Annotated in this window: 18 protein-coding genes and 1 pseudogene; 11 read left to right on the top strand and 8 right to left on the bottom strand. The window is 64.2% G+C overall.

Annotated features, from left to right (window positions below):
- The first annotated feature begins 56 nt into the window (after positions 1 to 56).
- The 5 genes and pseudogenes from B5V02_RS09995 to B5V02_RS09975 all read left to right on the top strand — a co-directional run bounded on the left by B5V02_RS09995 (position 57) and on the right by B5V02_RS09975 (position 7,101).
- Positions 57 to 2,009 (top strand): adenylate/guanylate cyclase domain-containing protein, encoded by a 1,953-nt coding sequence (locus tag B5V02_RS09995; protein ID WP_111544061.1) that lies wholly within the window; start codon positions 57 to 59, stop codon positions 2,007 to 2,009.
- 580 nt (positions 2,010 to 2,589) lie between these two features.
- The gene (locus B5V02_RS09990; RefSeq protein WP_245445836.1) at positions 2,590 to 2,709 is read left to right on the top strand and encodes an invasion associated locus B family protein; all 120 of its coding nucleotides are present in this window, start codon (positions 2,590 to 2,592) and stop codon (positions 2,707 to 2,709) included.
- Positions 2,710 to 2,946: 237 nt separating this feature from the next.
- Positions 2,947 to 4,185, top strand: coding sequence for a M24 family metallopeptidase (locus tag B5V02_RS09985; protein ID WP_111544060.1), 1,239 nt, complete (start codon positions 2,947 to 2,949; stop codon positions 4,183 to 4,185).
- Between the two features lie 112 nt (positions 4,186 to 4,297).
- A pseudogene (locus tag B5V02_RS41495) lies at positions 4,298 to 4,990 on the top strand (MurR/RpiR family transcriptional regulator); the annotation flags it as partial.
- Between the two features lie 320 nt (positions 4,991 to 5,310).
- Positions 5,311 to 7,101 carry an NAD(P)/FAD-dependent oxidoreductase gene (locus tag B5V02_RS09975; protein ID WP_111544059.1) on the top strand — a complete coding sequence of 597 codons (1,791 nt, stop codon included), beginning with the start codon at positions 5,311 to 5,313 and terminating at the stop codon, positions 7,099 to 7,101.
- A 4-nt stretch (positions 7,102 to 7,105) separates the two neighbouring features.
- On the opposite strand, the gene B5V02_RS09970 is transcribed toward B5V02_RS09975, so the two are convergent.
- A complete protein-coding gene (locus B5V02_RS09970) occupies positions 7,106 to 8,341 on the bottom strand; it encodes an amidohydrolase/deacetylase family metallohydrolase (protein WP_111544058.1) in 1,236 nt (411 codons plus the stop codon).
- Positions 8,342 to 8,381: 40 nt separating this feature from the next.
- Positions 8,382 to 8,747: a RidA family protein gene (locus B5V02_RS09965; RefSeq protein ID WP_111544162.1), complete on the bottom strand. Its 366-nt coding sequence runs from the start codon at positions 8,745 to 8,747 to the stop codon at positions 8,382 to 8,384.
- 218 nt (positions 8,748 to 8,965) lie between these two features.
- Here B5V02_RS09965 and B5V02_RS09960 point away from each other — a divergent pair, with 218 nt between their 5' ends.
- Positions 8,966 to 9,451 carry a hypothetical protein gene (locus B5V02_RS09960; protein ID WP_111544057.1) on the top strand — a complete coding sequence of 162 codons (486 nt, stop codon included), beginning with the start codon at positions 8,966 to 8,968 and terminating at the stop codon, positions 9,449 to 9,451.
- A 23-nt stretch (positions 9,452 to 9,474) separates the two neighbouring features.
- On the opposite strand, the gene B5V02_RS09955 is transcribed toward B5V02_RS09960, so the two are convergent.
- On the bottom strand, positions 9,475 to 10,110 hold the full coding sequence (locus B5V02_RS09955) for a methyltransferase family protein (protein ID WP_111544056.1): 636 nt from the start codon (positions 10,108 to 10,110) through the stop codon (positions 9,475 to 9,477).
- A gap of 246 nt (positions 10,111 to 10,356) precedes the next feature.
- Here B5V02_RS09955 and B5V02_RS09950 point away from each other — a divergent pair, with 246 nt between their 5' ends.
- From B5V02_RS09950 to B5V02_RS09940, 3 genes are all read left to right on the top strand, one after another.
- Positions 10,357 to 11,154, top strand: a complete 798-nt coding sequence (locus B5V02_RS09950) for a COG4705 family protein (protein ID WP_111544055.1) — start codon at positions 10,357 to 10,359, stop codon at positions 11,152 to 11,154.
- Positions 11,155 to 11,319: 165 nt separating this feature from the next.
- The gene (locus B5V02_RS09945; protein ID WP_111544054.1) at positions 11,320 to 11,997 is read left to right on the top strand and encodes a winged helix-turn-helix domain-containing protein; all 678 of its coding nucleotides are present in this window, start codon (positions 11,320 to 11,322) and stop codon (positions 11,995 to 11,997) included.
- A complete protein-coding gene (locus B5V02_RS09940; protein WP_111544053.1) occupies positions 11,994 to 13,364 on the top strand; it encodes a sensor histidine kinase in 1,371 nt (456 codons plus the stop codon). The genes B5V02_RS09945 and B5V02_RS09940 overlap by 4 nt, the downstream gene beginning before the upstream one ends.
- A gap of 24 nt (positions 13,365 to 13,388) precedes the next feature.
- On the opposite strand, the gene B5V02_RS09935 is transcribed toward B5V02_RS09940, so the two are convergent.
- Positions 13,389 to 13,817 carry an Lrp/AsnC family transcriptional regulator gene (locus B5V02_RS09935; protein ID WP_095084380.1) on the bottom strand — a complete coding sequence of 143 codons (429 nt, stop codon included), beginning with the start codon at positions 13,815 to 13,817 and terminating at the stop codon, positions 13,389 to 13,391.
- 122 nt (positions 13,818 to 13,939) lie between these two features.
- Between B5V02_RS09935 and B5V02_RS09930 the strand changes: the two genes are divergently transcribed.
- Complete coding sequence (locus B5V02_RS09930) at positions 13,940 to 15,043, top strand: saccharopine dehydrogenase family protein (RefSeq protein ID WP_111544052.1); 1,104 nt, start codon at positions 13,940 to 13,942, stop codon at positions 15,041 to 15,043.
- A 231-nt stretch (positions 15,044 to 15,274) separates the two neighbouring features.
- On the opposite strand, the gene lpdA is transcribed toward B5V02_RS09930, so the two are convergent.
- The 4 genes from lpdA to B5V02_RS09905 form a co-directional block, all read right to left on the bottom strand.
- Positions 15,275 to 16,666, bottom strand: coding sequence for a dihydrolipoyl dehydrogenase (gene lpdA, locus B5V02_RS09920; protein ID WP_111544161.1), 1,392 nt, complete (start codon positions 16,664 to 16,666; stop codon positions 15,275 to 15,277).
- 246 nt (positions 16,667 to 16,912) lie between these two features.
- Positions 16,913 to 18,235 (bottom strand): dihydrolipoamide acetyltransferase family protein, encoded by a 1,323-nt coding sequence (locus tag B5V02_RS09915; RefSeq protein ID WP_111544051.1) that lies wholly within the window; start codon positions 18,233 to 18,235, stop codon positions 16,913 to 16,915.
- Between the two features lies 1 nt (position 18,236).
- Positions 18,237 to 19,250, bottom strand: coding sequence for an alpha-ketoacid dehydrogenase subunit beta (locus B5V02_RS09910; RefSeq protein ID WP_111544050.1), 1,014 nt, complete (start codon positions 19,248 to 19,250; stop codon positions 18,237 to 18,239).
- Between the two features lie 2 nt (positions 19,251 to 19,252).
- Positions 19,253 to 20,485 carry a 3-methyl-2-oxobutanoate dehydrogenase (2-methylpropanoyl-transferring) subunit alpha gene (locus B5V02_RS09905; protein ID WP_111544049.1) on the bottom strand — a complete coding sequence of 411 codons (1,233 nt, stop codon included), beginning with the start codon at positions 20,483 to 20,485 and terminating at the stop codon, positions 19,253 to 19,255.
- Between the two features lie 456 nt (positions 20,486 to 20,941).
- On the opposite strand from B5V02_RS09905, the gene holA reads away from it, so the two are divergent.
- Positions 20,942 to 21,985, top strand: coding sequence for a DNA polymerase III subunit delta (gene holA, locus B5V02_RS09900; protein ID WP_111544048.1), 1,044 nt, complete (start codon positions 20,942 to 20,944; stop codon positions 21,983 to 21,985).
- The last annotated feature ends 34 nt before the right edge of the window (positions 21,986 to 22,019 follow it).

Below are 22,019 nucleotides of genomic sequence, written 5' to 3'. Positions count from 1 at the left end.
CCTAGCCTGTATCATACAATCCCAGGTGCCGGGCTTTCTGAAAGTATTCAACCCGCATGGCCGAGATTCGAACCCAACGCCGCCTTGCCGAGATTCTGGCTGCTGATGTCGTTGGCTTTTCGCGCCTCATGGAGCACGACGAGGCTGGCACACTGGCCGCTCTCAAAGCGCGGCGGCGCGATGTTCTGGTTCCAGTAGTTGCCCGGCACCACGGCCGCGTGGTCAAGGTGATGGGCGACGGTGTGCTGGTGGAATTTGGCAGTGCGGTTGATGCCGTCCAATGCGCCGTCGAATTACAGAAGGGTTTTGCCGGGGCCAACGAGAGCGTGGCGGAGGCCTACCGCATCGTCCTGCGTATCGGCATCAATCTGGGCGACGTCATCGTCGAGGGCAGTGATCTCTATGGCGACGGTGTCAACGTGGCCGCGCGGCTGGAGGGTCTGGCTGAGCCCGGCGGCATCTACGTCTCCGCCACCGTGCACGATCATGTCACCGGCAAGCTGGCATTGGCGTTCGATGATCTGGGCGAGCACACACTCAAGAACATTGCAAAGCCAGTGCGGGTTTATCGCGCCGGAACAGGCGGGACCGGCAGACGTGCGGCGCAACCCGCGGCTGCACTCCCGAAAAAACCCTCGATTGCGGTCCTGCCCTTTGCGAATATGAGCGGCGATCCCGAGCAGGAGTACTTTTCCGACGGCATCACCGAGGACATTATCACCGACCTTTCGAAAGCGTCCGGACTCTCCGTCGTCGCGCGCAATACCGTCTTTACCTTCAAGGGCAAGGCGGTATTGATCGAGGAGGTGGCGAAGAAGCTGAATGTCGCCTACGTCCTGGAAGGAAGTGTACGCAAGGCTGGAGGGCGAGTGCGTATCACGGCTCAGCTAATCAATGGTCGTGGCGGTGACCATATCTGGGCCGAGCGGTATGACCGGACGCTGGACGATATCTTTGCCCTTCAGGACGAGATATCCAAAAGCATTGTCGACGTGCTCAAAGTGAAGCTGTTGCCCGAAGAACTGGCGACAATTACAAACCGCTCGACCGACAACCCAGAGGCTTACGAGACGCTGTTGATGGGCAGGTCGTTCCTCAATAGGGGAGTCGAGACCAAGTTTATCAAAACAGCGCAGCGACTGTTTGCCAGAGCTGTTGAAATTGACCCAAATTATGCGCGCGCTTATGCCGCTTTGGCTGATTGTGAGTGGCTTCTGTTGACTTGCAACGATCCCGACGCCAGCTTCGAGGCAGTCCTTTCCAACAGCACACGGGCGCTGGAACTTGAGCCAGGTCTCGCCGACGCCCACGCATCACGTGGCGGGGCCTTGTTCGTAAATGGCCGGTATGCCGAGGCGGAAGTGGAGTTCGAGCGAGCTTTAGAGTTAGACGCCAGTTCTTCCGATACCTATTTCTCTTACGGCCGGAATTGTTTCATTCAAGGTCAATACGAGAAAGCTGCCGCTCTGTACGAGCGTGCCGCATCGTTGTCACCCGATGACTATCGGGTCTGGACCAATCTAGTGATGGTCTATGTTTCACTTGGCCGCAGCGACGACGCCAAGGAAGCAGCAAGGCAAGGTGTGCTGGGAGTGGAAAAGGAAGTCAAAGCGCATCCCGACAATGCCACCGCGCTATGTTACGGCGCCACAATGCTGGTGGAAATTGGCGAGATTGAACGCGCGCTGTCGTGGGCCTCCCGTGCTGAAATGTTCGCCGGAGACAACATTGCGGTTCAGTACAACATAGGCTGTTTTTATGCGAAGCTGGGCAAGACGGAGCAGGCTATCGATTGCCTGGAACGTCAGCTAACTGCATCACATGCCTACCTCATTTTGCGCATGCCTTGGATGCGTCAGGATAGTGACCTCGACTCGCTCCGCGCTCATCCCCGTTATGTCGCGCTTGTCAATCGGATAGAGGCCCAAATAGCCGCGACTGGTGCTCGAATGTCAGCAGGCCACGAGGAGAGTGAAGCAATAACCCTGAATATGAAGCCCAGAAAATGAGCTGGTTGAGGGCAGGTCCGTTCCTGGCCCGACAGCCTTTATGTCCAGTGCATCAGCTGAAGGGCCAGTGTCGTTGGTGTTCGGTGAGCACCTTCATGTATGATCTAGACCTACGTGTCCCAGACGCGACGAAGGTCGGAAACCCGAGAAGCATGGGGATGTGAGTGTCTCCGATCAGTCGGAAAGCCTGGAACGGTTTGGTGGAAGCAGGCAAGGCTGCCGTAGCCAACGGCTGGTAAAACGTATGACGCAAGAATGCAAGGGATTCAGCGTCTTTTTCGCTTCCGAAACGGTTCACCTTCCACAGGGGAAGGTTCAACTGCACCGGTTTCGGTAATGCTCATGCTTCGCGGTGACTAGGCCAACGGTAGGTCAAACGATTACCCTAGGCGCCTAGGCTACCTGCACGGTCTGGTAGGGCCCATTTGGGGTCGGCCTAGGCCTATTTTGAAATTCATCTTCGAAGTTTCATCGAAACAGATCCTATCGGGCGTGATTGTGGCGGCGACTAAGATCATGGGCAGCCCACTGCCACTACCATACGCGATCTGCTCAACATCGTGGCGGACGCGCCAAGGCCATGAAGTCGGGAACCAATCTGAACATCGGCATGGAATCGGTCACCCGCAAGCCGGTCACCATTCCGGTCTCGCTGGCTGGCTTCACGGCCGCCGTCGCCAAGCTGGAATCCATCAAATAGCTGACCCGGCCGGTGTTTCTTGCAGCCGTCGTGGCGGAGGCCACCAATTGTCGAGTCGGCGCCGCCCCTCATCGCCCTGCTGGCAGGCAGGTGAGGGGCAGCGCCAACGTCTGGAAAAGGGTGGGGTGTGAATCCAAACCCGAGGCGATAGCGGCGGTCAGCCCCCGCAGCATCTTGCCGCTTGATTGTCCATACTCGGAATGCTCCGTTGCTGCTTCGGACATCCGGAGAAAATTCATGACGGGCTTTGTCGACCGCCTGCGCGCGACGCAACTGATGGAACGCGCCGGCATTGAGGCGCTGGTGCTTTGCGCGCCCGAGGCCTTCCACTATGCGACCGGTGCCTGGATCGGCCCGGCGGGACTGTTCCGGCGGGCGGGCGCCGGCTTCGTCGTCATCCCGGTCCGGCAAGAGCTGCCGATCGGCGTCGTGGTGGCAGACTTCAACGCGGCTCAGTTGCAGGCGGCATTGCCGGACGCCGTGGTCCGCAGCCACCCGATCTGGATAGAATCCACCACGCTTGACGCCTCGACCTCCGCGCTGGCGCAACGCATCGAGGCCGGTCTCGCATCCTCTGGTCGGCCGCCGGACTTTTCCCGGCCGGCGACATTCGAGCTGGCCAATTCCGTCCGCGAGCTGAAGCAGATCCTCGCCGGCTTCGGGCTTGACCACGCCACGATCGGCGTCGATCTCGATTTCATCGCCGTCACCGATTTCTCGGTCCTCCAGGCGATGCTGCCGGGCTGTTCGATGGTCGACGGTTCGGCGGTGCTCGATCGGTTGCGGGCGATCAAGTCGCAACGCGAGATCGAGCTGCTCCAGCAAGGCATCATCCTGTCGGAAGCCGGGCTGGACCGGCTGCAGGTGGATGCCATGGCCGGCATGCGCCAGGCCGATCTCATTTCCCTCTACCGGGAAGGTGTTGCCACGGCCGCGGCCGGCCTGTCCCATCCGGTCGCGACAGCCGAATATGTGACGCTGGGCGCCCGGGCCAAAGGCGCCGATGCGAAGGCCATGCCCGGCGATCCGCTGAAGTGCGACATGGTCTGCACCGTCGGCGGCTATGCTTCCGACATGTCGCGCAACTTCATTTTCGGGCCGCCATCCGCCGAACAGGCCGAGCTGCATGCGATCGCCGAGCGGGCCTTCGCGGATGGGCTGGCGGCCCTTGTTCCGGGAAACGCGCTCGGCCACGTGCACCGCATCGCCAGCGACAGCCTGGCGCGGCAAGGGCTACGCTCCTACCGCCGTGGCCATTTCGGCCATGGCGTCGGCCAGTCGGTCTTTTCCGAACAATGGCCGTTCATTGCGGCCGGCAGCGATGTCGTGATCGAAACCGGCATGGTGCTGGCCTTCGAAATCCCGCTCTACATCGACGGCCTTGCCAGCTTCAATCTCGAGGACCAGTTCCTGATCATGCCGGACGGGCCTGTTGCCATGAACCGTTTGCCAAGGCGGCTGGAGACGATTGGGTAGCCTAGGCCAGTCCCTAGCGCCGGCGAAGAGATCGTAGCCCGCGACATGGAGCCATGGCGTGCAAACATGGTAAGAAGCCAGCTCTGTGAAACGCCGGGAAAGACATGACTTCATGACCGAAGCTGGCAGCCAGGAAGAGCCTGTTCCAAGCCACGATGCGGAGGGGCGCGAACCTGTCCGGCGCATCCCTGACATCATCTCGATGGTCAAGGATTCCTACAGCGAGTTGCGCCCGGCCGAACGCCGCGTCGCCGATGTCGTGCTCGACGACGTCAAATACGCCGTCGATGCTTCCAACGCCGCCCTGGCCCAGCGTGCCGGGGTCAGCGAACCGACGGTGACCCGGTTCTGCCGCGCCATCGGCTGCGAGGGCGTGCGCGACTTCAAGCTGAAGCTGGCGCAGAGCCTCGTTGTCGGCGCGCTCTATCTGAGCAAGCCACTGCCGACCAGCGGCGACAATGGCATGCCATTCTGGAACGCCGTGTTCGGCGAAGCCCGCCGGGCGCTGCAGGAGGCCGAGCGGCAGCTTGACCCGGCACAGCTGCAGAAGGCGGCCGAGCTGATCGCCAAGGCACGCCAGGTCACCGTCTTTGGCCTCGGCGGCAGCTCTTCGGCGCTGGCGCAGGAAACCCAGTACCGGCTGTTTCGCTACGGCATCACCATCAGCGCCCAGTGCGACCCCTATCTGATGCGCATGACCGCCTCGACCCTGAAGCCGGGCGACCTGGTGATCGCCATTTCGGCGACGGGACGCACGCGCGAAGTGATCGAGGCCGTCGAACTCGCCAAGCACTACCGCGCCAACGCGATCGCCGTGACGGCGCCCGACACCGAACTCGCGCGCGCCTGCGATATCCGGCTGACGGGTGGCAGTGCCCGAATATCCCGACACGCTGAAGCCGACGGCCTCGCGATTCGCCTTCCTGGCGGCGATCGACCTGCTGGCGGTGGCGTCCGCCTACAGGCTCGGCCCGCGAGACCGTGCGCCGCATCAAGTACAACGCCCAGATCCACCGCACCGGCAAGGAGATGGAGCCGCTCGGGGATTGAGGCGGGGCCTTTTCCTTCTCCCCTTGTGGGAGAAGGGAAGACCGGGCCGTGCAACATGGCAGAAAGAGGACAGAAATGCTCGACATGGCACCATCGAAACAGGCAGCCGCATGGCTCGGATCTTTTGCCAAGGCGCTCGAAGCGGGCGATGGGACAGCGGCAAGCAACCTGTTCGTCGACGACTGCTACTGGCGCGATCTCCTGACCTTCACCTGGAACATCACGACCATGGAAGGTCGCGAGGCGATCGCCGGCATGCTGGCGTCGACGCTGGCGACGACGAAGCCGGCCGCGTGGCAGCTGACCGGCGAGGCGACCTCGGACGAGGGCATCGAGGCCTGGTTCAGCTTCGAAACAGCTGATGCTTCTGGCCAGGGCGTCATGCGCCTGCACGATGGCCGCTGCCGCACCCTGTTCACGGCGATGACCGACCTCAAGGGGTTCGAAGAACGCAAGGGACCGGCGCGGCCGCTGGGCGTGCGCCACAAGGCCGACCCCGACCGCGAAACCTGGTCGGAGGCACGGGCGCGCGAGACGCGCGACCTCGGCGCCGGGGAACAGCCCTACTGCCTGGTCATCGGCGGCGGCCAGGGCGGCATCATGCTGGGCGCACGGCTGCGCCAGCTCGGCGTGCCCACCATCGTCATCGAGAAGAACGCGCGGCCCGGCGATTCCTGGCGCAACCGCTACCGCTCGCTCGTGCTGCACGACCCGGTCTGGTACGACCATCTGCCCTACATTCCGTTTCCGGAAAACTGGCCGGTGTTCACGCCCAAGGACAAGATGGGCGACTGGCTGGAAATGTACACGCGCGTCATGGAGCTCAACTACTGGGTCGCCACGAAGTGCCTCAGCGCTTCCTATGACGAGGCCGAGAAGGTCTGGACCGTCGTCGTCGACCGCGTCGGCCGCCACATCACGCTGAAGCCGAAGCACATCGTTTTCGCCACCGGCGCCTATGGTCCGCCACGGCGTATCGATCTGCCGGGTGCCGATCAATTCAAGGGCGAGTTGCTGCATTCCAGCCAGTATTCCAGCGGCGAGAAATTCCGTGGCAGACGCGTTGCCGTCATCGGCGCGGCAAGCTCGGGCCATGATGTCAGCGTCGATCTCTGGGAGAGCGGCGCCGAGGTGACCATGATCCAGCGCGCGCCGACCACGGTGGTCAAATCGGATACGCTGATGGAAATCGGCTTCGAGATCTTCTCGGAGAACGCGCTGGCGCGCGGCATCAGCACCGAGAAGGCCGACATGATCGTCGCCTCGACGCCCTTCGCGCTGGTGCCGAAGGGCCAGCGGGCACTCTACGAGGTGATCAAGGCCCGCGACGCGGCCTTCTACGACCGCCTGCGCGCCGCCGGCTTCGCCATCGATTTCGGCGATGACGAGACCGGCCTGTTGATGAAGGCCTACCGCACCGGCTCCGGCTTCTACATCGATGTCGGCGCCTCCGACCTGATCATCGACGGCGAGATCGGCGTCCGCAGCGGCGTCGCCATCAAGTCGCTGACGCCGACCGGCATCCTTTTCGAGGATGGCAGCGAGCTTGCCGCCGACGCGATCATCGCCTGCACCGGCTATCAGTCGATGAACGAGACCGTGGCCGCGATCGTCTCGCGCGAGGTCGCCGACAAGGTCGGCCCCTGCTGGGGGCTCGGCTCGGGCGTGAAAGGCGACCCCGGACCATGGCAAGGCGAGCTGCGCAATATGTGGAAGCCGACGGCGCAGGAGGCGCTGTGGTTCCACGGCGGCAATCTGGCTCTATCGCGCTTCTATTCGAAATACGTCGCGCTGCAGATCAAGGCACGGATGGAAGGCATCGCAACGCCGGTTTATGGGGCGCCGAGCAATTCCGGCCGGTCGTAAGCTGTCACTCATGCCGGTGCCCGAAATGCCGGGCCGCGACCTCGACATGGGTGTGGTGCGCATGCGCCTCGAAACGCTCGGTCTCGCTGGCATCGTTGACCGCTTCGTTCGGCCACCAGGTGCCGCCGATGACGATGCCTTCCGAAACCAGCCGCTGGTCGGCGACCAGCGAGGCGCCGACCGCGTCGACGAAGGTGAAGCGGCCCGGGGGCTGCCGGAGCACGGCGACATCGCCGACGGTGCCAACCGCCAGTGTGCCGAGATCAGGCCTCGCGATCGCCCGAGCCGGCGCTTGCGTCGCCGCGCGCAGAACCTCGACCAGCGGCATGCCGAGCGCCAAGAGCTTCGACATGCAGACCAGGATGTCGAAGGCCGGCCCGTCGACGCAGTAGAGATGCACGTCGCTGCTGATCACGTCGGGCGCCAGCCCCTCCTCGAGCATGGCCCGCGCGACCGTGAAATCGAACGAGCCCATGCCATGGCCAAGGTCGAAGATGACGCCGCGCTCGCGCGCCAGCCGCATGTCCGGCCGCACCGCGCCGGAGGCGAACACCGGCGCGTTGGGGAACGGCCGGAAGCAATGGGTGAGGATGTCACCCTTGCGCAGCCGCGGCAGCACTTCGGAACGGCCGGGCGGCGGCTCGTCGATATGCGCCATCAGCGGCAGGCCGGCCTGGTCGGCGGCCTCCAGCGCCAGGTCGACCGGGGCGATGCCGCTGGTGCCGCCGGCATGGCGGCCGGAGCGGACTTTCACGCCGACGACGACATCGCGGTGCTCGCGCGCCGCAGCCACGACCTCGCGCGGCTCACAGAGCCTGAGATCGCTGCACTCGCCGACCGACACCGTCTGCGAAAAGCCGAAGATGCCGGCAAAGGAAATGTTGACATAGGCCAGGATGCGCACCTTCGAGCGCTCCATGACGTGGCGGCGGAAGCCAAGGAAATTGCCCGCACCCGCACTGCCCGCATCGATGAAGGTGGTGGTGCCGCTCTTGGCGGCCAGCCGGTCGGCATCGACGCCGAGCGAGGTGCCGCCCCAATAGACGTGGCTGTGCAGGTCGACGAGGCCGGGCGTGACGATGCAGCCGCTGGCATCGACGACCTGCGCGGCGCGGTCGGCCGGGATATCGGCATCGACCGCGGCAATGCGGCCATTGGCGATGGCGACGTCGCGCGGCGCATCGAGGCCGGACGCCGGATCGATCAGCCGTCCGCCCCTGAGCAGGAGGTCGAATTGCATTGAGGTCACCTCCGGTTCGTTGTTTTGCCGCCTCAGAGACTCACACCGGCCGGTAGGCGACGGCCTCGACTTCGATCTTGATGTCGATCATCAGCCGCGATTCGACCGTGGAGCGGGCCGGCGGGTTCTTCGGAAAGTGCCTGGAATAGACGGCGTTGAAGGCGCCGAAATCGCGCGCGTCCTCCAGCCAGACCGTGGTCTTGACGACATCGTCCAGGGTGCAGCCGGCCAGCGCCAGCGCGGCCTTCACATTGGCGAGCACCTGTTCGGTCTGTTCCGTTATGCCACCCTTGACCACGATGCCGTCGCTGCCGACGGGAACCTGGCCCGAGACATAGACGAAATCGCCGGCGCGCACTGCCGGTGACAACGGCACATGTGACGTTCCAAAACACTGCTTGGGCAAGGGGTGACCTCCTCTGATGACAGGGCGGGATGCCGTGGCGGCGCCCGCTTCGGTCGACATTTACCGCGATCGGGGCGATCCTCATAGGGCCTTGTTGGAAAGCAACATTCCCAGGAATTCATGTTGCTTTATTACAGAAGCGCTTGCATCGTGCGCGCCGTCAGCGGCTATGGCGCTGCAACGCACAGACGCATTTTCCAGACCGGGAGAGTAAAAAGATGACCTACGACAAGAACCCGTTTCCGGCCGGCGATGCCGATCGCCACGCGCTCTGGGAAATGCTGGTACGGCGCGACATCGACGCCTTCATCGGCCAGGACTGGTCGATGGTCGAGGATGATTTCGTGGCCTCGAGCTTCTTCGGCATGCACGCGCATTTCCTCAGCAATGCCGACGCCTGGCGGCTGCAGTTTCCGCGGCTGGACATCTATCGCGACGAGTGGCTGCGCCAGGCCAAGGAGACGGCAACGACAAAATTCGCCGAGCCGCTGCGCGAGGCGCTGTTTCGCGTCACCAACATGCGCGACATCGATGTCGACGGCGACCGCGCCGTGCTGCACAAGAAATTCGACGGCTCGGTCGCCAAGGCCGACGGCAGCGTCGACAGGCTGAAATGGCAGACGCTGTATTTCTGCACCAAGGTCGGCGGAAGCTGGAAGATCGCGGGCTTCGTCGGCTACATGCCGCATCCGCTGGGCGGCTAGAGCGCGAGGTACGCCGCCGCCGATCAGTAGAGCGTGATGAAGGCCGGAAACAGCAGGCCGGTCGCTCGGAAATGCTCGACCAGTTCGATGGCCGGAAAGATAGCGAGGAAATAGAGCCCGTCAAAGAACGTGCGCTTCAGCGCCCGCGTCGAGAACTGCATCAGGTCATGGTCGCGATACAGAAGGGGGTTTGGCCAGAACCGGGGCGTGCTCTTGACATAGGCAAGGTAGGTCGGGCCGAACTTGCCCAGCAGAAATCCGGCTTCCTTGCGCGCCGTGACTCGAAAGATGAAAAAGCTGGCAAGGCCAAGCGCTACGGCCGCCAGCAGCGAGCCGTAGAGCAATCCGACGCCGACCGCCCCGACCGTCGAGAAGAAATAGAGCGGGTTCTGGGTTATCGAAAACGGTCCCGTCGAGACCAGCTCCTCGTTCTTCTTGCCGCCGACATAAAGGATGCTCCACAGCCGTCCGGCAACACAAACCAGCACCAGGCAGAAGCCGAAGAATTCGAGCGTCTCGTGCCCGTTCGAACCCTCGCTAAAAGCCGGTTTGGTGAGAAAAAGCAGCAGCACCGCCAGCACCGCCGCAACCCGCACGAAGATCAGCCGCTTGCGCTGGTCGAAGGCCCGTGAAACCGGTTTTAGGGAAGCGTAGGTCATCGTGTTTCCTGGCGCGCTGGCAAGCGGGCGTTTGGCAAGCTTGCGGACACTGGGCCACCCCATTGATGGCGGATGCATGGCATCGGCCTCTATCAGCGCACGGCGAGGCGTTCGTAAAGGCTTTTCGCGCGGTCCGCGCCCATTCTTACGAATTTGTAAGCCGCCGGACAGGCGAGCGTGAACTCTGCTGCCTACTGTGCGGATGCCGGATCGCTTCGCTCCGCCGCATCCATTGGGACGTCCGCCATGCTCTCTCCCACTACGCAACACCCCGCCGCACCGAGCCACAACCGGGTCCCAGACGTCACCGTCGATTTCTGGCTGATCAAGCTGATGGCGGTGACCATGGGTGAAACGGCGGCCGATTATCTCGCCGTCTACCTCGGCCTTGGGCTGACGGTTACCTCGCTGATCATGACCGGCGTGCTGATCGCTGCCCTTGTCCTGCAGTTCGCGCAGAAGCGCTACGTGCCCTGGGCCTACTGGCTGGCGGTGGTGCTGATCAGCGTCGTCGGCACGCTGATCACCGACAATCTGGTCGACAATTTCGGTGTGCGCCTGCAGACGACGACCATCGCCTTCTCGGTGGCGCTCGCCGCGACATTCGCGGTCTGGTATGCCAGCGAAAGAACGCTGTCGATCCACACCATCGTCACCACCCGTCGCGAGATCTTCTACTGGCTGGCGATCCTGTTCACCTTCTCGCTCGGCACCGCCGCCGGCGACCTGGTCGCCGAGAGCTTCGACATGGGCTATCTGACGTCAGGCCTGCTGTTCGGCGGCGTCATCGCGCTCATTGCGCTTGCCTATTACCTGCTCCATCTCGACGGCATCCTGGCCTTCTGGCTCGCCTACATCCTGACGCGGCCGCTTGGCGCCTCCTTCGGCGATCTGCTGTCGCAACCGGTCGAACAGGGCGGCTTGGGTTTCGGCACCATTTTCACCAGCCTGATCTTCCTTGGCTGCATCATCGCACTTGTTCTTTACATGACCCTGAAGAAGACAGCCGACGAGGCCGACGAAATCCTGCTGGAGTCGGACTAGGCCCATCGCTTCGTCATCCACGGGCGGAGCAAGGAGCGCAGCGACACAGCGCAGACCCGAGGATGACGAAGTTGGGGGGCGCCCCAAATGCCCGCGGCCTCCTGCCATCCTAGGAACAGACCCATGCCGGTGCTAGCCTGTCGCCGATCACGGACCGGAACAGCCATGCGACTTCTGCTTGTCGAGGACGACCACAGGACGGCCGACTACATCGTCCGGGGTTTGACCGAGGCCGGCCATGTCTGCGACTTGCTGCGCAACGGGCATGACGCGCTTTTCGCGGCGACCAGCGGCAGCTACGACGTGATCATAGCCGATCGCATGATCCCGGATCTCGACGGCCTGTCGATGATCAAGGCGGTGCGCGCCGCCGGGGTGCGCACACCGGCGATCTTCCTCACTTCCGTCGGCGGCGTCGACGACCGCGTCGAAGGGCTCGAGGCCGGCGGCGACGACTATCTGGTCAAGCCCTTCGCCTTTTCCGAGCTTCTCGCCCGCATCAACGCGCTTGGCCGCCGGCCGGCTGCGCAGGAGCAGAAGACCGTTTTGCGGGTTGCCGACCTCGAAATGGACCTGATCATGCGCCGCGTCACGCGGCGGGGCCAGCCGATCGACCTGCAGCCGCGGGAGTTCAGCCTGCTGGAGGTGCTGATGCGCGGCGAAGGCCGCGTCATCACCCGCACCATGCTTCTGGAGCGCGTCTGGGATTTTCATTTCGATCCCAGGACCAGCGTCGTCGAAACCCATATCAGCCGGTTGCGGGCCAAGGTCGACAAGCCGTTCGAAACCCAGCTCATCCACACCGTCCGCAACACCGGCTACAGCCTGCACGCACCGCCATGACGGAGACATGGTCCCGCCTGCTGCGCAGCACGCCGTTCCGGCTCGCGCTGACGTTCGCCTTCCTGTTCATGCTGGCCTTCGTGCTGTCGGGCGCCATCGTCTATCAGATGATGAGCGCCGATCTTGCCGAACGGCTCGACGAGACCATCAAGGAAACCTATTCGGTGGTGACGGCGACCTACGCCGGGAATGATCGTGAGGACCTGGTTGCCACGATCGAAAGCCATGCAAAGCTCAACCCCAGGAAGGAGCAGCTGTTTTCGCTGACCGACGCGGCCGGCAATCATCTGGCCGGCAACTTCACCGCGGCGGGGCTTCCCGACGGCTTCTCGATGTTCGACGCCGTACTGCCCGGCGTGCCGCCGGACACCGAGTACCGGGCCTATTCCGGCTCGGTCGGCGGCAACAATCTGACGGTCGCTTTCAGCCTTTCCGAAACGGAGGAGCTGGAAAAGGTGGCGATGATGAGCTTCGGCTGGGCAACCCTGATCATCACTGGGCTGGCGGTCGCCGGCGGCGCACTGCTCGCCTCGCGCGTCCAGCGCCGGCTCGACGGCATCGCCGCCACCATGGTTGACGTCTCGCATGGCCGGCTGGACACCCGCATCCCGCTGACCGGCAAGGACGACGATATCGACATCGTCTCCAGCCAGATCAATGCGGCGCTCGACCGCCTGTCGGCGCTGGTCGAAGGCATGAAACAGGTCAGCGCCGACATCGCCCACGATCTGAAGACGCCGCTCAACCGGCTGCAGATGATCCTGGAAGGCGCCGCCGACAAAGCCGCGCAAGGTCAGGAGGTCTCCGACGATCTGGCCGATGCGCGCGCCGAGGGCTATCAGATCAACGAGACCTTCGATGCGCTGTTGCGGATCGCCCAGATCGAGGCCGGCGCCCGCAAGGCGCGCTTTACCGATGTCGATCTCGGCGAGATCCTGCAAACCATCGCCGAGATCTACACCGACGTTGCCGAGGACGACGGCAAGGTGCTGTCATCGACCAAACTGCATGAAACGGCGGACCGGATCCATGGCGATCGCGAGCTGTTGACGCAGATGTTCGCCAATCTGGTGGAGAATGCGCTGCGCCATTGCCCGCCCGGTACGACCGTCAAACTGTCGGTGACGCGCCAGGGCGAACGCATTGTCGCCGGCGTCGCCGACAACGGGCCCGGCATTGCCACCGACGAGCGCGAGAAAGTGTTTCAGCGGCTATACCGGCTGGACCACAGCCGGTCGACGCCGGGCAGCGGCCTCGGCCTCAGCCTTGTGCGGGCCATCGCCGATTTGCATGGCGCATCCATTGCCCTTGACGATTGCCGGCCGGGGCTTGCCGTGGTGGTGAGTTTTCCGCTAGCGCCGGGTTAGCCGGCAAACTTTCGGCAAGCCCGCTCACCGATCGATGCGCGTCGACAGGATGATCGACGACAAGGTGCGCTCGACCCCGTCCATGGCGCCGATCTGGTCGAGCAGCATATCGAGGTCCCGGATCGACGGCGCGTCGACGATGACGATCATGTCGAAATTGCCGCTGACCGAATGCAGCGTCCTGACCGGCGCCAGCGCCTGCAGGCCGCGCACCACCTTGTCGGCGAGCTTGGGCGTCACGGTGAGCAGCACATGCGCCCGCACCAGCCCCTGTTCGTAATCCGGCGCCAGCCGGACGCCATAGCCGGTGATGATGCCGCGCTGCTCCAGCCGTTCGATCCGGCTCTGCACCGTCGTGCGTGACACGCCAAGCTTGCGCGCAAGTTCGGCGGTCGAGGCGCGGGCGTTGTCGCGCAGCAGGGAAAGCAGGGCCTGTTCGGCTTCACTAAGCATTTCGACGAATCCCATCGGCAGAGTGCGCAATCAGAGTTTCGTTTCGAACAATTCCACGCTTCCTTTCGACGGGCAAGCTGCGAATCTAGTGGGAACAAAGGCATTTGCGTGAGGGATCGGTCATGAAGAAAATTGTTGTAGTCGGCGCCGGCAAGATCGGCTCGACCATTGCCGAGATGCTCGCCGCCACCGGTGACTACCACGTCACCCTCGTCGACCGCTCGGCGGCGCAACTCACCGCTGCCGAATTGCCGGCAACGGTTGCCACGCTGGAGCTCGACATCGAAGCATCAGGCACGCTTGAAGCGGTTTTGGCCGGCAAGTTCGCGGTGCTCAGCGCCGCGCCCTTCCACCTGACGACGCGCATCGCCGAGGCGGCGGCAAACGCCGGCGTGCATTATCTCGACCTCACCGAGGATGTCGTCAGCACCAGGCGGGTCAAGGAACTGGCGCGTTCGGGCAAGAGCGCCTTCATCCCGCAATGCGGGTTGGCGCCGGGCTTCATCTCGATCGTCGCCAATGATCTCGCCAGCCGCTTCGATTCGCTGGAAAGCGTGCGCATGCGCGTCGGCGCGCTGCCACAGTATCCGTCGAATGCCTTGAACTACAATCTGACCTGGAGCACCGACGGCGTCATCAACGAATATTGTGAGCCTTGCGAGGCGATCGTCGAGGGCGAGCTGATCGAAGTGCCGCCGCTGGAGGAGCGCGAGGAATTCTCGCTCGACGGCGTCACCTATGAGGCGTTCAACACCTCGGGCGGACTGGGCACTTTGGCCGAGACGCTGAAGGGCAAGGTGCGCACGCTGAACTACCGCACCATCCGCTATCCCGGCCACGCCGCAATCATGAAGGCGCTGCTCAATGACCTTGGCCTGCGCCACCGCCGCGACGTGCTGAAGGACATCTTTGAAAGCGCCCTGCCGGCGACGCTGCAGGATGTCGTCATCGTCTTCGTCACCGTCTCTGGCCGCAAGAACGGCCGCCTGCTGCAGGAAACCTACGCCAACAAGATCTACTCCAGGCGCGTCGGCGATGTCGTGCGCAGCGCCATCCAGATCACCACCGCCTCCGGCATCTGCGCCGTGCTCGACATGCTGGCCGACGGCAGCCTGCCGGCGACCGGTTTCGTCAAACAGGAAGACATCGCGCTCGACGCCTTCCTCGCCAACCGTTTTGGTCGCGCCTACGCGCAACACGAGATGGTGAGCCGGCTCGCGAGCTGAGTGTCTGGAACAAGATAGGTTCGCGATCCTTCGCGCCCCCCTCTGCCCTACCGGGCATCTCCCCCACAAGGGGGGGAGATTGGCAGCTTCGGCGCTCCGCACATTCTACAATGTTGGAAGGTTGGCGAAAGCGGCGGTAACAGCCGATCTCCCCCCTTGTGGGGGAGATGCCCGGCAGGGTAGAGGGGGGCGCTGTCCCGCCGGCATCACTGCGTTTTGCGCCGTCGCGAATTAGATATGCAGCGCGTGCCCCAGCGCCTTGAGCGCTGCTTCCTGGAACCCTTCGCCTTGCGTCGGATGCGCATGGATCGTCCCGGCGATATCCTCCAGCCGCGCGCCCATCTCCAGCGCCAGCCCAAAAGCCGCCGCCAGTTCCGACACGCCCTGCCCAACCACCTGGATGCCGAGCACCAGGTGATTGTCGGCGCGGGCGACGACGCGAACGAAACCGTCTTCGCCGAGCCTCGTCATCGCGCGGCCGTTGGCGGCAAACGGGAACATCCCGATCTTGATCTCACCGCCATGAGCCTTCGCCTCCTCCGGCGAGAGACCAGCCGTCACCAGTTCGGGATCGGTGAAGCAGACGGCGGGAATTGAGCGCTTGTCCCAGCTGCGCTTGTGGCCGGCGACAATCTCGGCGACCATTTCGCCTTGCGCCATCGCCCGGTGCGCCAGCATCGGCTCGCCGGTGACGTCGCCGATGGCGAAGATGCCGCGCATCGAGGTGCGGCACTGATCGTCGATGCGGATGAACTTTCCCGCCATATCAAGATCGATCTGCTCGAGCCCCCAGCCTTCGGTCACCGGCTTGCGCCCGACCGTCACCAGGATTTTGTCGGCGGCGACCTTGGTATTCTTGCCGTCAGCAGTCTCGACCAGCAGCGCGTCGCCCTTGGTCCCCTTGGCCTTGGCACCCAGCATCACCTCGATGCCGAGTGCGGTGAGCCGCTTGACCACCGGCCGCGTCAGCTCCGCATCATACTGCGCCAGTACCCGCGGCAAGGCCTCGACCACGGTCACCTCAGCGCCCATCTTGGCAAAGGCGATGCCGAGCTCGAGGCCGATATAGCCGCCCCCGACAACCGCGAGCTTCTTCGGCACTTCGCTCAACGCCAGCGCCTCGGTCGAGGAAATCACCGGGCCGCCGAACGGCAGGAACGGCAGTTCGACAGGGGCCGAGCCGGTGGCGATGACGATCGCCTCGGCCCGGATCACCTGCACGCCGGTCTCGGTCTCGACCGCGACGGTCTTGCCGTCGCGGAACGTCGCCCAGCCATGCACGGTCTTCACCCCGGCCTTCTTGAGCAGGCCGGCGACGCCACTGTTGAGCCGGCTGACGATGCCGTCCTTCCAGGCGACAGTCCTGGCAAGGTCGAGCACGGGAGCCGTGACCGAGATGCCGAGCGGGCTGTTGCCGCCGGCCATGTGCGACACCTTCTCGAACTCTTCCGCCGCGTGGATCAGCGCCTTGGAGGGGATGCAGCCGACATTGAGGCAAGTGCCGCCGGGCTTGCCGGCCTCGACGATCACCGTATCGACACCGAGCTGGCCGGCACGGATGGCTGAGATATAGCCGCCGGGCCCAGCGCCGATGACGAGCAGCTTGCAGGAGATTTCTTTCATCATGGCACCCTAACTCGTTGTCGCGCTGGATCGGAAAGAACACTCTGCCGCGATCCTTCGCGCCCCCCTCTGTCCTGCCGGACATCTCCCCCACGAGGGGGGAGATTGGCTGCATCGGCGCTCCGCTCACTCCTCAAACGGTGAAAATTGGCGAAAGCCGGCGTGACGTCCGATCTCCCCCCTTGTGGGGGAGATGCCTGGCAAGGCAGAGGGGGGCGCTGTCCCGCCGGCATCTCGATCGTTCCCTCAATCCACAAAAATCAGCGCCGGCGTCTCCAGCAGCGTCTTGATGCGCTGGATGAAGACGGCGGCGTCCCAGCCGTCGATGACGCGGTGGTCGAAGCTGGACGACAGGTTCATCATCTTGCGCGGGATGAACTGGGTGCCGTCCCACACCGGCCGCACCATCATCTTGTTGACACCGATGATCGCCACTTCCGGATGGTTGATGACCGGCGTCGTCGCCACGCCGCCCATGGCGCCGAGCGAGGTGATGGTGATGGTCGATCCGGACAGCTCGTCGCGTGTCGCGGTGCCCGACTTGGCCGCCTCGGCAAGCCTGATCACCTCGGCGCCGCACTCCCAGATGTCGCGTGCCTCGGCATGCTTGACCACCGGCACCACCAGCCCCGACGGCGTCTGCGCGGCAATACCGATATGGATGCCGCCATGCTGGTGGATGACGCCGGCCTCGTCGTCGAACAGCGAATTGAGATTGGGCTGGTCCGATATCGCCTTGACCATCGCCCGCATCAGGAACGGCAACAGCGTCAGCTTGGGCCGCTCCGCCTTGCCCGCGCGCTTTTCCTTGTTGAGCGCGGCGCGCAAATCCTCGAGCGCGGTGACGTCGATCTCCTCGACATAGGTGATGTGCGGGATGCGCGATTTGGACAGCGTCATCTTCTCGGCGATCTTGCGCCTCAAGCCCACCACCTTGATGTCCTCGACCGCGTCGTTGCGGGCGAGGCCGGATGTCCTGGCGACCTGCGGACCGCGCGCCAGGAAGGCGTCGATGTCTTCGTGGCCGATGCGGCCGGCCGGACCGGTTCCAGAAACCTGCCGCAGATCGATGCCGGCCTCCTTTGCCCGCAGGCGGACGGCCGGCGAGGCCAGCGGCTTTTCGCCTTCGGGGCGTGGCGCGCCGGGGACGGATGGCTGTTGCGGGCTTTTCGAAACGGCGGGAGCAGGTTTCACGTCTGTCCCGCCCGCCTTTGGCGGAGCCTTCGCGGCTGGCGCCGCAGTCTCGGGCTTCGGAGTCGGCAGCTTCGCCGGCGGTTCAGCGGCCACCGCTTCCACGTCGCCGCCTTGCGGCTTCACATTGCCCTCGCCCGCCACCTTCAGCCGCACGATGGGCGAGCCGATCGCTACCGTGTCGCCGATCTCGGCGCCCAGCCACAGGATCTCGCCATCGACGGGCGACGGGATTTCGACCGTCGCCTTGTCGGTCATGACGGCGGCGAGCACGGTGTCCTCGCGCACGATGTCGCCGATCTTGACGTGCCATTCGACGAGCTCGGCCTCGGCGACGCCTTCGCCGACATCGGGCAGCTTGATGATGTGTTCGCCCATCTTAAGCTCCCATGGTTTCAAGCAGGGCCCGGCCGACGCGGGCGGGACCGGGGAAATAGTCCCATTCCTGCGCATGCGGATAGGGCGTGTCCCAGCCGGCGACCCGCGTCACCGGCGCCTCCAGATGGTAGAAGCAGGTCTCCTGCACCAGCGCCGACAGCTCGGCGCCGAAGCCGGAGGTCAGCGTCGCCTCGTGCACGATGACGCAGCGCCCGGTCTTCTTGACCGAAGCGACGATCGTATCGAGATCGAGCGGCAAAAGGGTTCTCAGATCGATGATCTCGGCATCGATGCCGGTCTCCTCGACGGCGGCCTGCGCGACATAGACCATGGTGCCATAGGCCAGCACGGTGACCGCCGAGCCCGCCCTTCGAATCGCCGCCTTGCCGAGCGGCACGGTGTAGTGGCCGTCGGCGACCTCGCCCAGTTCATGCTTCGACCATGGCGTCACCGGCCGGTCGTGATGGCCGTCGAACGGCCCGTTGTAGAGCCGTTTCGGCTCGAGGAAGATCACCGGATCGGGATCCTCGATCGCCGCGATCAGCAGCCCCTTGGCGTCATGCGGGTTGGACGGCACCACGGTCTTTAGCCCCGACACATGGGTGAACAGCGCCTCCGGGCTCTGGCTGTGCGTCTGGCCGCCAAAGATTCCGCCGCCGGTCGGCATGCGCACCACGATCGGGCAGGTGAAATCGCCGTTCGAGCGGTAGCGCAGCCGCGCCGCTTCCTGGGTCAGCTGGTCGTAGGCCGGATACATGTAGTCGGCAAACTGTATCTCCACGCACGGCTTCAGCCCGTAGGCGGCCATGCCGATGGCCGAGCCGACAATGCCGGATTCGTTGATCGGTGCGTCGAAGCAGCGGCTCTTGCCGTATTTGGCCTGCAAGCCTTGCGTGCAGCGGAAGACGCCGCCGAAGAAGCCGACATCCTCGCCGAACACGACGACCCGCTCGTCGCGCCCCATCGACACATCCATGGCATCACGAATGGCCTCGATCATGGTCCGTCTTGGCATGGTCAGACTCCCGCCTGCTGGCGCTGGCGCCGCAGATGTGGCGGCATCTCGGCATAGAGCCCTTCGAACATGTCGCGCGTCGACGGCTTGCCGCCGGCATGCAGCGTGCCGTGGCTTTCGGCTTCCTTCTGCGCCGCGATCACCGTGTCGAGGATTTCCGCCTCGGCCTGCGCATGCCGCTCGTCTGACCAGACACCGAGCTGGATGAGGTGGTTCTTCAGCCGCACGATCGGATCGCCGAGCGGCCAGGCGTCGGATTCGGTCTTTGGCCGGTAGGCCGAAGGATCGTCCGAACTCGAATGCGCGCCGGCGCGGTAGGTGACATATTCGACCAGCGTCGGCCCGAGATTGCTGCGCGCACGCTCCGCCGCCCATTTGGCCACCGCATGGACGGCGAGATAATCATTGCCGTCGACGCGCAGCGACGGAATGCCGAAGCCGAGGCCGCGGGCAGCGAAGGTGCCCGAACCGCCACGCGCGATGCCCTGGAAGGTCGAGATCGCCCATTGGTTGTTGACGACATTGAGCACGACAGGCGCCTTGTAGGTGGAGGCGAACACCAGCGCCGAATGGAAGTCGGACTCGGCCGTCGAGCCGTCGCCGATCCAGGCTGCGGCGATCTTTGAATCGTTCGATATCGCCGAGGCCATCGCCCAGCCGACCGCCTGGATATACTGCGTCGCCAGATTGCCGGAGATCGAGAAGAAGCCGTGCTCCTTCGACGAATACATGATCGGCAGCTGCCGGCCCTTCAGCGGGTCGGCCTCGTTGGAGTAGATCTGGTTCATCATCGTGACCATCGGATAGCCGTCAGCGATGAGCAGGCCGGCCTGGCGATAGGTCGGGAAATTCATGTCGCCAGGGGCAAGTGCCTTGCGGAAGGCGCAGGCCACCGCCTCTTCGCCCAGATGCTGCATGTAGAAGGAGGTCTTGCCCTGGCGCTGCGCCATCTGCATGCGGGCATCGAAGGTCCTGAGCGTCATCATGTGACGCAGGCCGGCCAGAATCTCGTCGCTGGAAAGCAGGCCCGCCCAGGGGCCGACGGCTTCGCCATTGCGGTTCAGCACCCGGATGATCGAGAAGGCGTGTTCGCGGATGGTGCGCGGATCGACATCGATGTCGGGGCGCGGCACCGAGCCGGCCTTGGGGATGGGCACGTTGGAAAAGTCAGGCGTTCCGCCCGGCCGCACTTCCGGTTCCGGAACGTGAAAACGCAACATCCCAGCATCGGCCATGACCTTTGTCCTCCAATGTTGCCTGGCCAAGGATATTTGCATATCTGCGCCGCCAGACCAGTGCGAATTCGTCGGGCAAGCCTTCGGGCCTCGGTCCCGGCCGCGCCGGCCGATGCAGCCTCCCCAGCACAGGATGAAGATATGTCCGCGAAATTTCTTGTCGATGTTGGGCAGCGACGCGCAATTAGGGGCAAGATTGGGCCGGGTTTGCCGCCAGATAAGGCGATTGGGGGCGGATGACTTGGCGCGGCCTTCCTTCTCCCCTTGTGGGAGAAGGTGTCACCGAAGGCGACGGATGAGGGGTGTTCCAGGGAACGCCAACGTCTCACTCCGTCCAACACCCCTTATCCGTCTTGCCGCTTTGCGGCAATCCACCTTCTCCCCCAGGGGGAGAAGGGAGGAGGGTCGGTGCTGATCGCCGTTCACCCGGCGCTCGTGCTGTGCTAACCAACCCCCATGGCACAGAAGAAAGCTTTCGAGGTCGATTCCTGGCTGGCCCGGCCGGACCAGCGCATCTCGATCGTCCTGCTTTATGGCCCCGATCGCGGCCTCGTCGCCGAGCGCGCCAAGGCCTTTGCCGAAAAGACCGGCCTGCCGCTCGACGATCCGTTCTCGGTGGTCAGGCTCGACGGCTCGGAGGTCGACCGCGACGAGGGCCGGCTGCTCGACGAGGCCCGCACCGTGCCGATGTTTTCCGACCGGCGGCTGCTATGGGTGCGCAATGCCAGCGGCCAGAAGGCGCTGGCCGACGACGTCAAGGCGCTGACAGCAGAGCCGCCGCGCGATGCCATCATCCTGATCGAGGCCGGCGATCTCAAGAAGGGCGTCGGGCTGCGTGCCATCGTCGAGGCGGCGGACATTGCCATGGCGCTGCCGTGCTATGCCGACGAGGCCCGTGACATCGACGCCGTCATCGACGACGAACTGCGCAAGGCCGGCATGTCGATGACGCTTGAAGCCAGGCAGGCGCTGCGCCGCAATCTCGGCGGCGACCGGCTGGCCTCGCGCGGCGAGATCGAAAAGCTCATTCTCTACGCGCATGGCCAGAAGGAGATCGGGCTGGAAGAGGTCAGGGCGATGTCAGGTGATGTGTCCGGTGCCTCTTTCGATGACGCCGTCGACGCGCTTCTCGAAGGCAAGGTCGGCGACTTCGACACCGCCTTCACCCGCCATTGCCAATCCGGCGGCCAGCCCTTCCTGGTGCTGTCCTCGGCGATGCGGCAGCTGCAGTCGATCCAGGCCATGCGCGGCCAGATGGATTCTGCCGGCCGCAACGCGGCTTCGGTGGTTGCCGCGGCCCGCCCGCCGGTGTTTTTCTCGCGGCGCAAGCTGGTGGAGAAAGCGCTGGAGCGCTGGAGCAGCGAAGCCCTCGGCCGCGCACTGACCCGGCTGCAGACCGCGGTGCTGCAGACGCGGCGACGGCCGGATCTTTCCGTCGCACTGGCGCGCCAAGCGCTGCTCGGCATTGTCGTGGAAAGCAGCCGACTGGCGCAACGGTAGTTGTTTCTTCCCTTCTCCCCTTGTGGGACCCAGA

Source organism: Mesorhizobium kowhaii (genome assembly GCF_003253745.1).
GTDB lineage: Bacteria > Pseudomonadota > Alphaproteobacteria > Rhizobiales > Rhizobiaceae > Mesorhizobium > Mesorhizobium kowhaii.
This window is presented reverse-complemented; position numbering and strand designations above follow the sequence as displayed.

Bases quoted from the DNA above. Each gene is read 5' to 3' on its own strand.
- B5V02_RS09995 (WP_111544061.1), top strand. From the start codon at position 57: ATGGCCGAGATTCGAACCCAACGCCGCCTTGCCGAGATTCTGGCTGCT.
- B5V02_RS09990 (WP_245445836.1), top strand. From the start codon at position 2,590: ATGAAGTCGGGAACCAATCTGAACATCGGCATGGAATCGGTCACCCGC.
- B5V02_RS09985 (WP_111544060.1), top strand. From the start codon at position 2,947: ATGACGGGCTTTGTCGACCGCCTGCGCGCGACGCAACTGATGGAACGC.
- B5V02_RS09975 (WP_111544059.1), top strand. From the start codon at position 5,311: ATGCTCGACATGGCACCATCGAAACAGGCAGCCGCATGGCTCGGATCT.
- B5V02_RS09970 (WP_111544058.1), bottom strand. From the start codon at position 8,341: ATGCAATTCGACCTCCTGCTCAGGGGCGGACGGCTGATCGATCCGGCG.
- B5V02_RS09960 (WP_111544057.1), top strand. From the start codon at position 8,966: ATGACCTACGACAAGAACCCGTTTCCGGCCGGCGATGCCGATCGCCAC.
- B5V02_RS09955 (WP_111544056.1), bottom strand. From the start codon at position 10,110: ATGACCTACGCTTCCCTAAAACCGGTTTCACGGGCCTTCGACCAGCGC.
- B5V02_RS09950 (WP_111544055.1), top strand. From the start codon at position 10,357: ATGCTCTCTCCCACTACGCAACACCCCGCCGCACCGAGCCACAACCGG.
- B5V02_RS09945 (WP_111544054.1), top strand. From the start codon at position 11,320: ATGCGACTTCTGCTTGTCGAGGACGACCACAGGACGGCCGACTACATC.
- B5V02_RS09940 (WP_111544053.1), top strand. From the start codon at position 11,994: ATGACGGAGACATGGTCCCGCCTGCTGCGCAGCACGCCGTTCCGGCTC.
- B5V02_RS09935 (WP_095084380.1), bottom strand. From the start codon at position 13,817: ATGCTTAGTGAAGCCGAACAGGCCCTGCTTTCCCTGCTGCGCGACAAC.
- B5V02_RS09930 (WP_111544052.1), top strand. From the start codon at position 13,940: ATGAAGAAAATTGTTGTAGTCGGCGCCGGCAAGATCGGCTCGACCATT.
- lpdA (WP_111544161.1), bottom strand. From the start codon at position 16,666: ATGAAAGAAATCTCCTGCAAGCTGCTCGTCATCGGCGCTGGGCCCGGC.
- B5V02_RS09915 (WP_111544051.1), bottom strand. From the start codon at position 18,235: ATGGGCGAACACATCATCAAGCTGCCCGATGTCGGCGAAGGCGTCGCC.
- B5V02_RS09910 (WP_111544050.1), bottom strand. From the start codon at position 19,250: ATGCCAAGACGGACCATGATCGAGGCCATTCGTGATGCCATGGATGTG.
- B5V02_RS09905 (WP_111544049.1), bottom strand. From the start codon at position 20,485: ATGGCCGATGCTGGGATGTTGCGTTTTCACGTTCCGGAACCGGAAGTG.
- holA (WP_111544048.1), top strand. From the start codon at position 20,942: ATGGCACAGAAGAAAGCTTTCGAGGTCGATTCCTGGCTGGCCCGGCCG.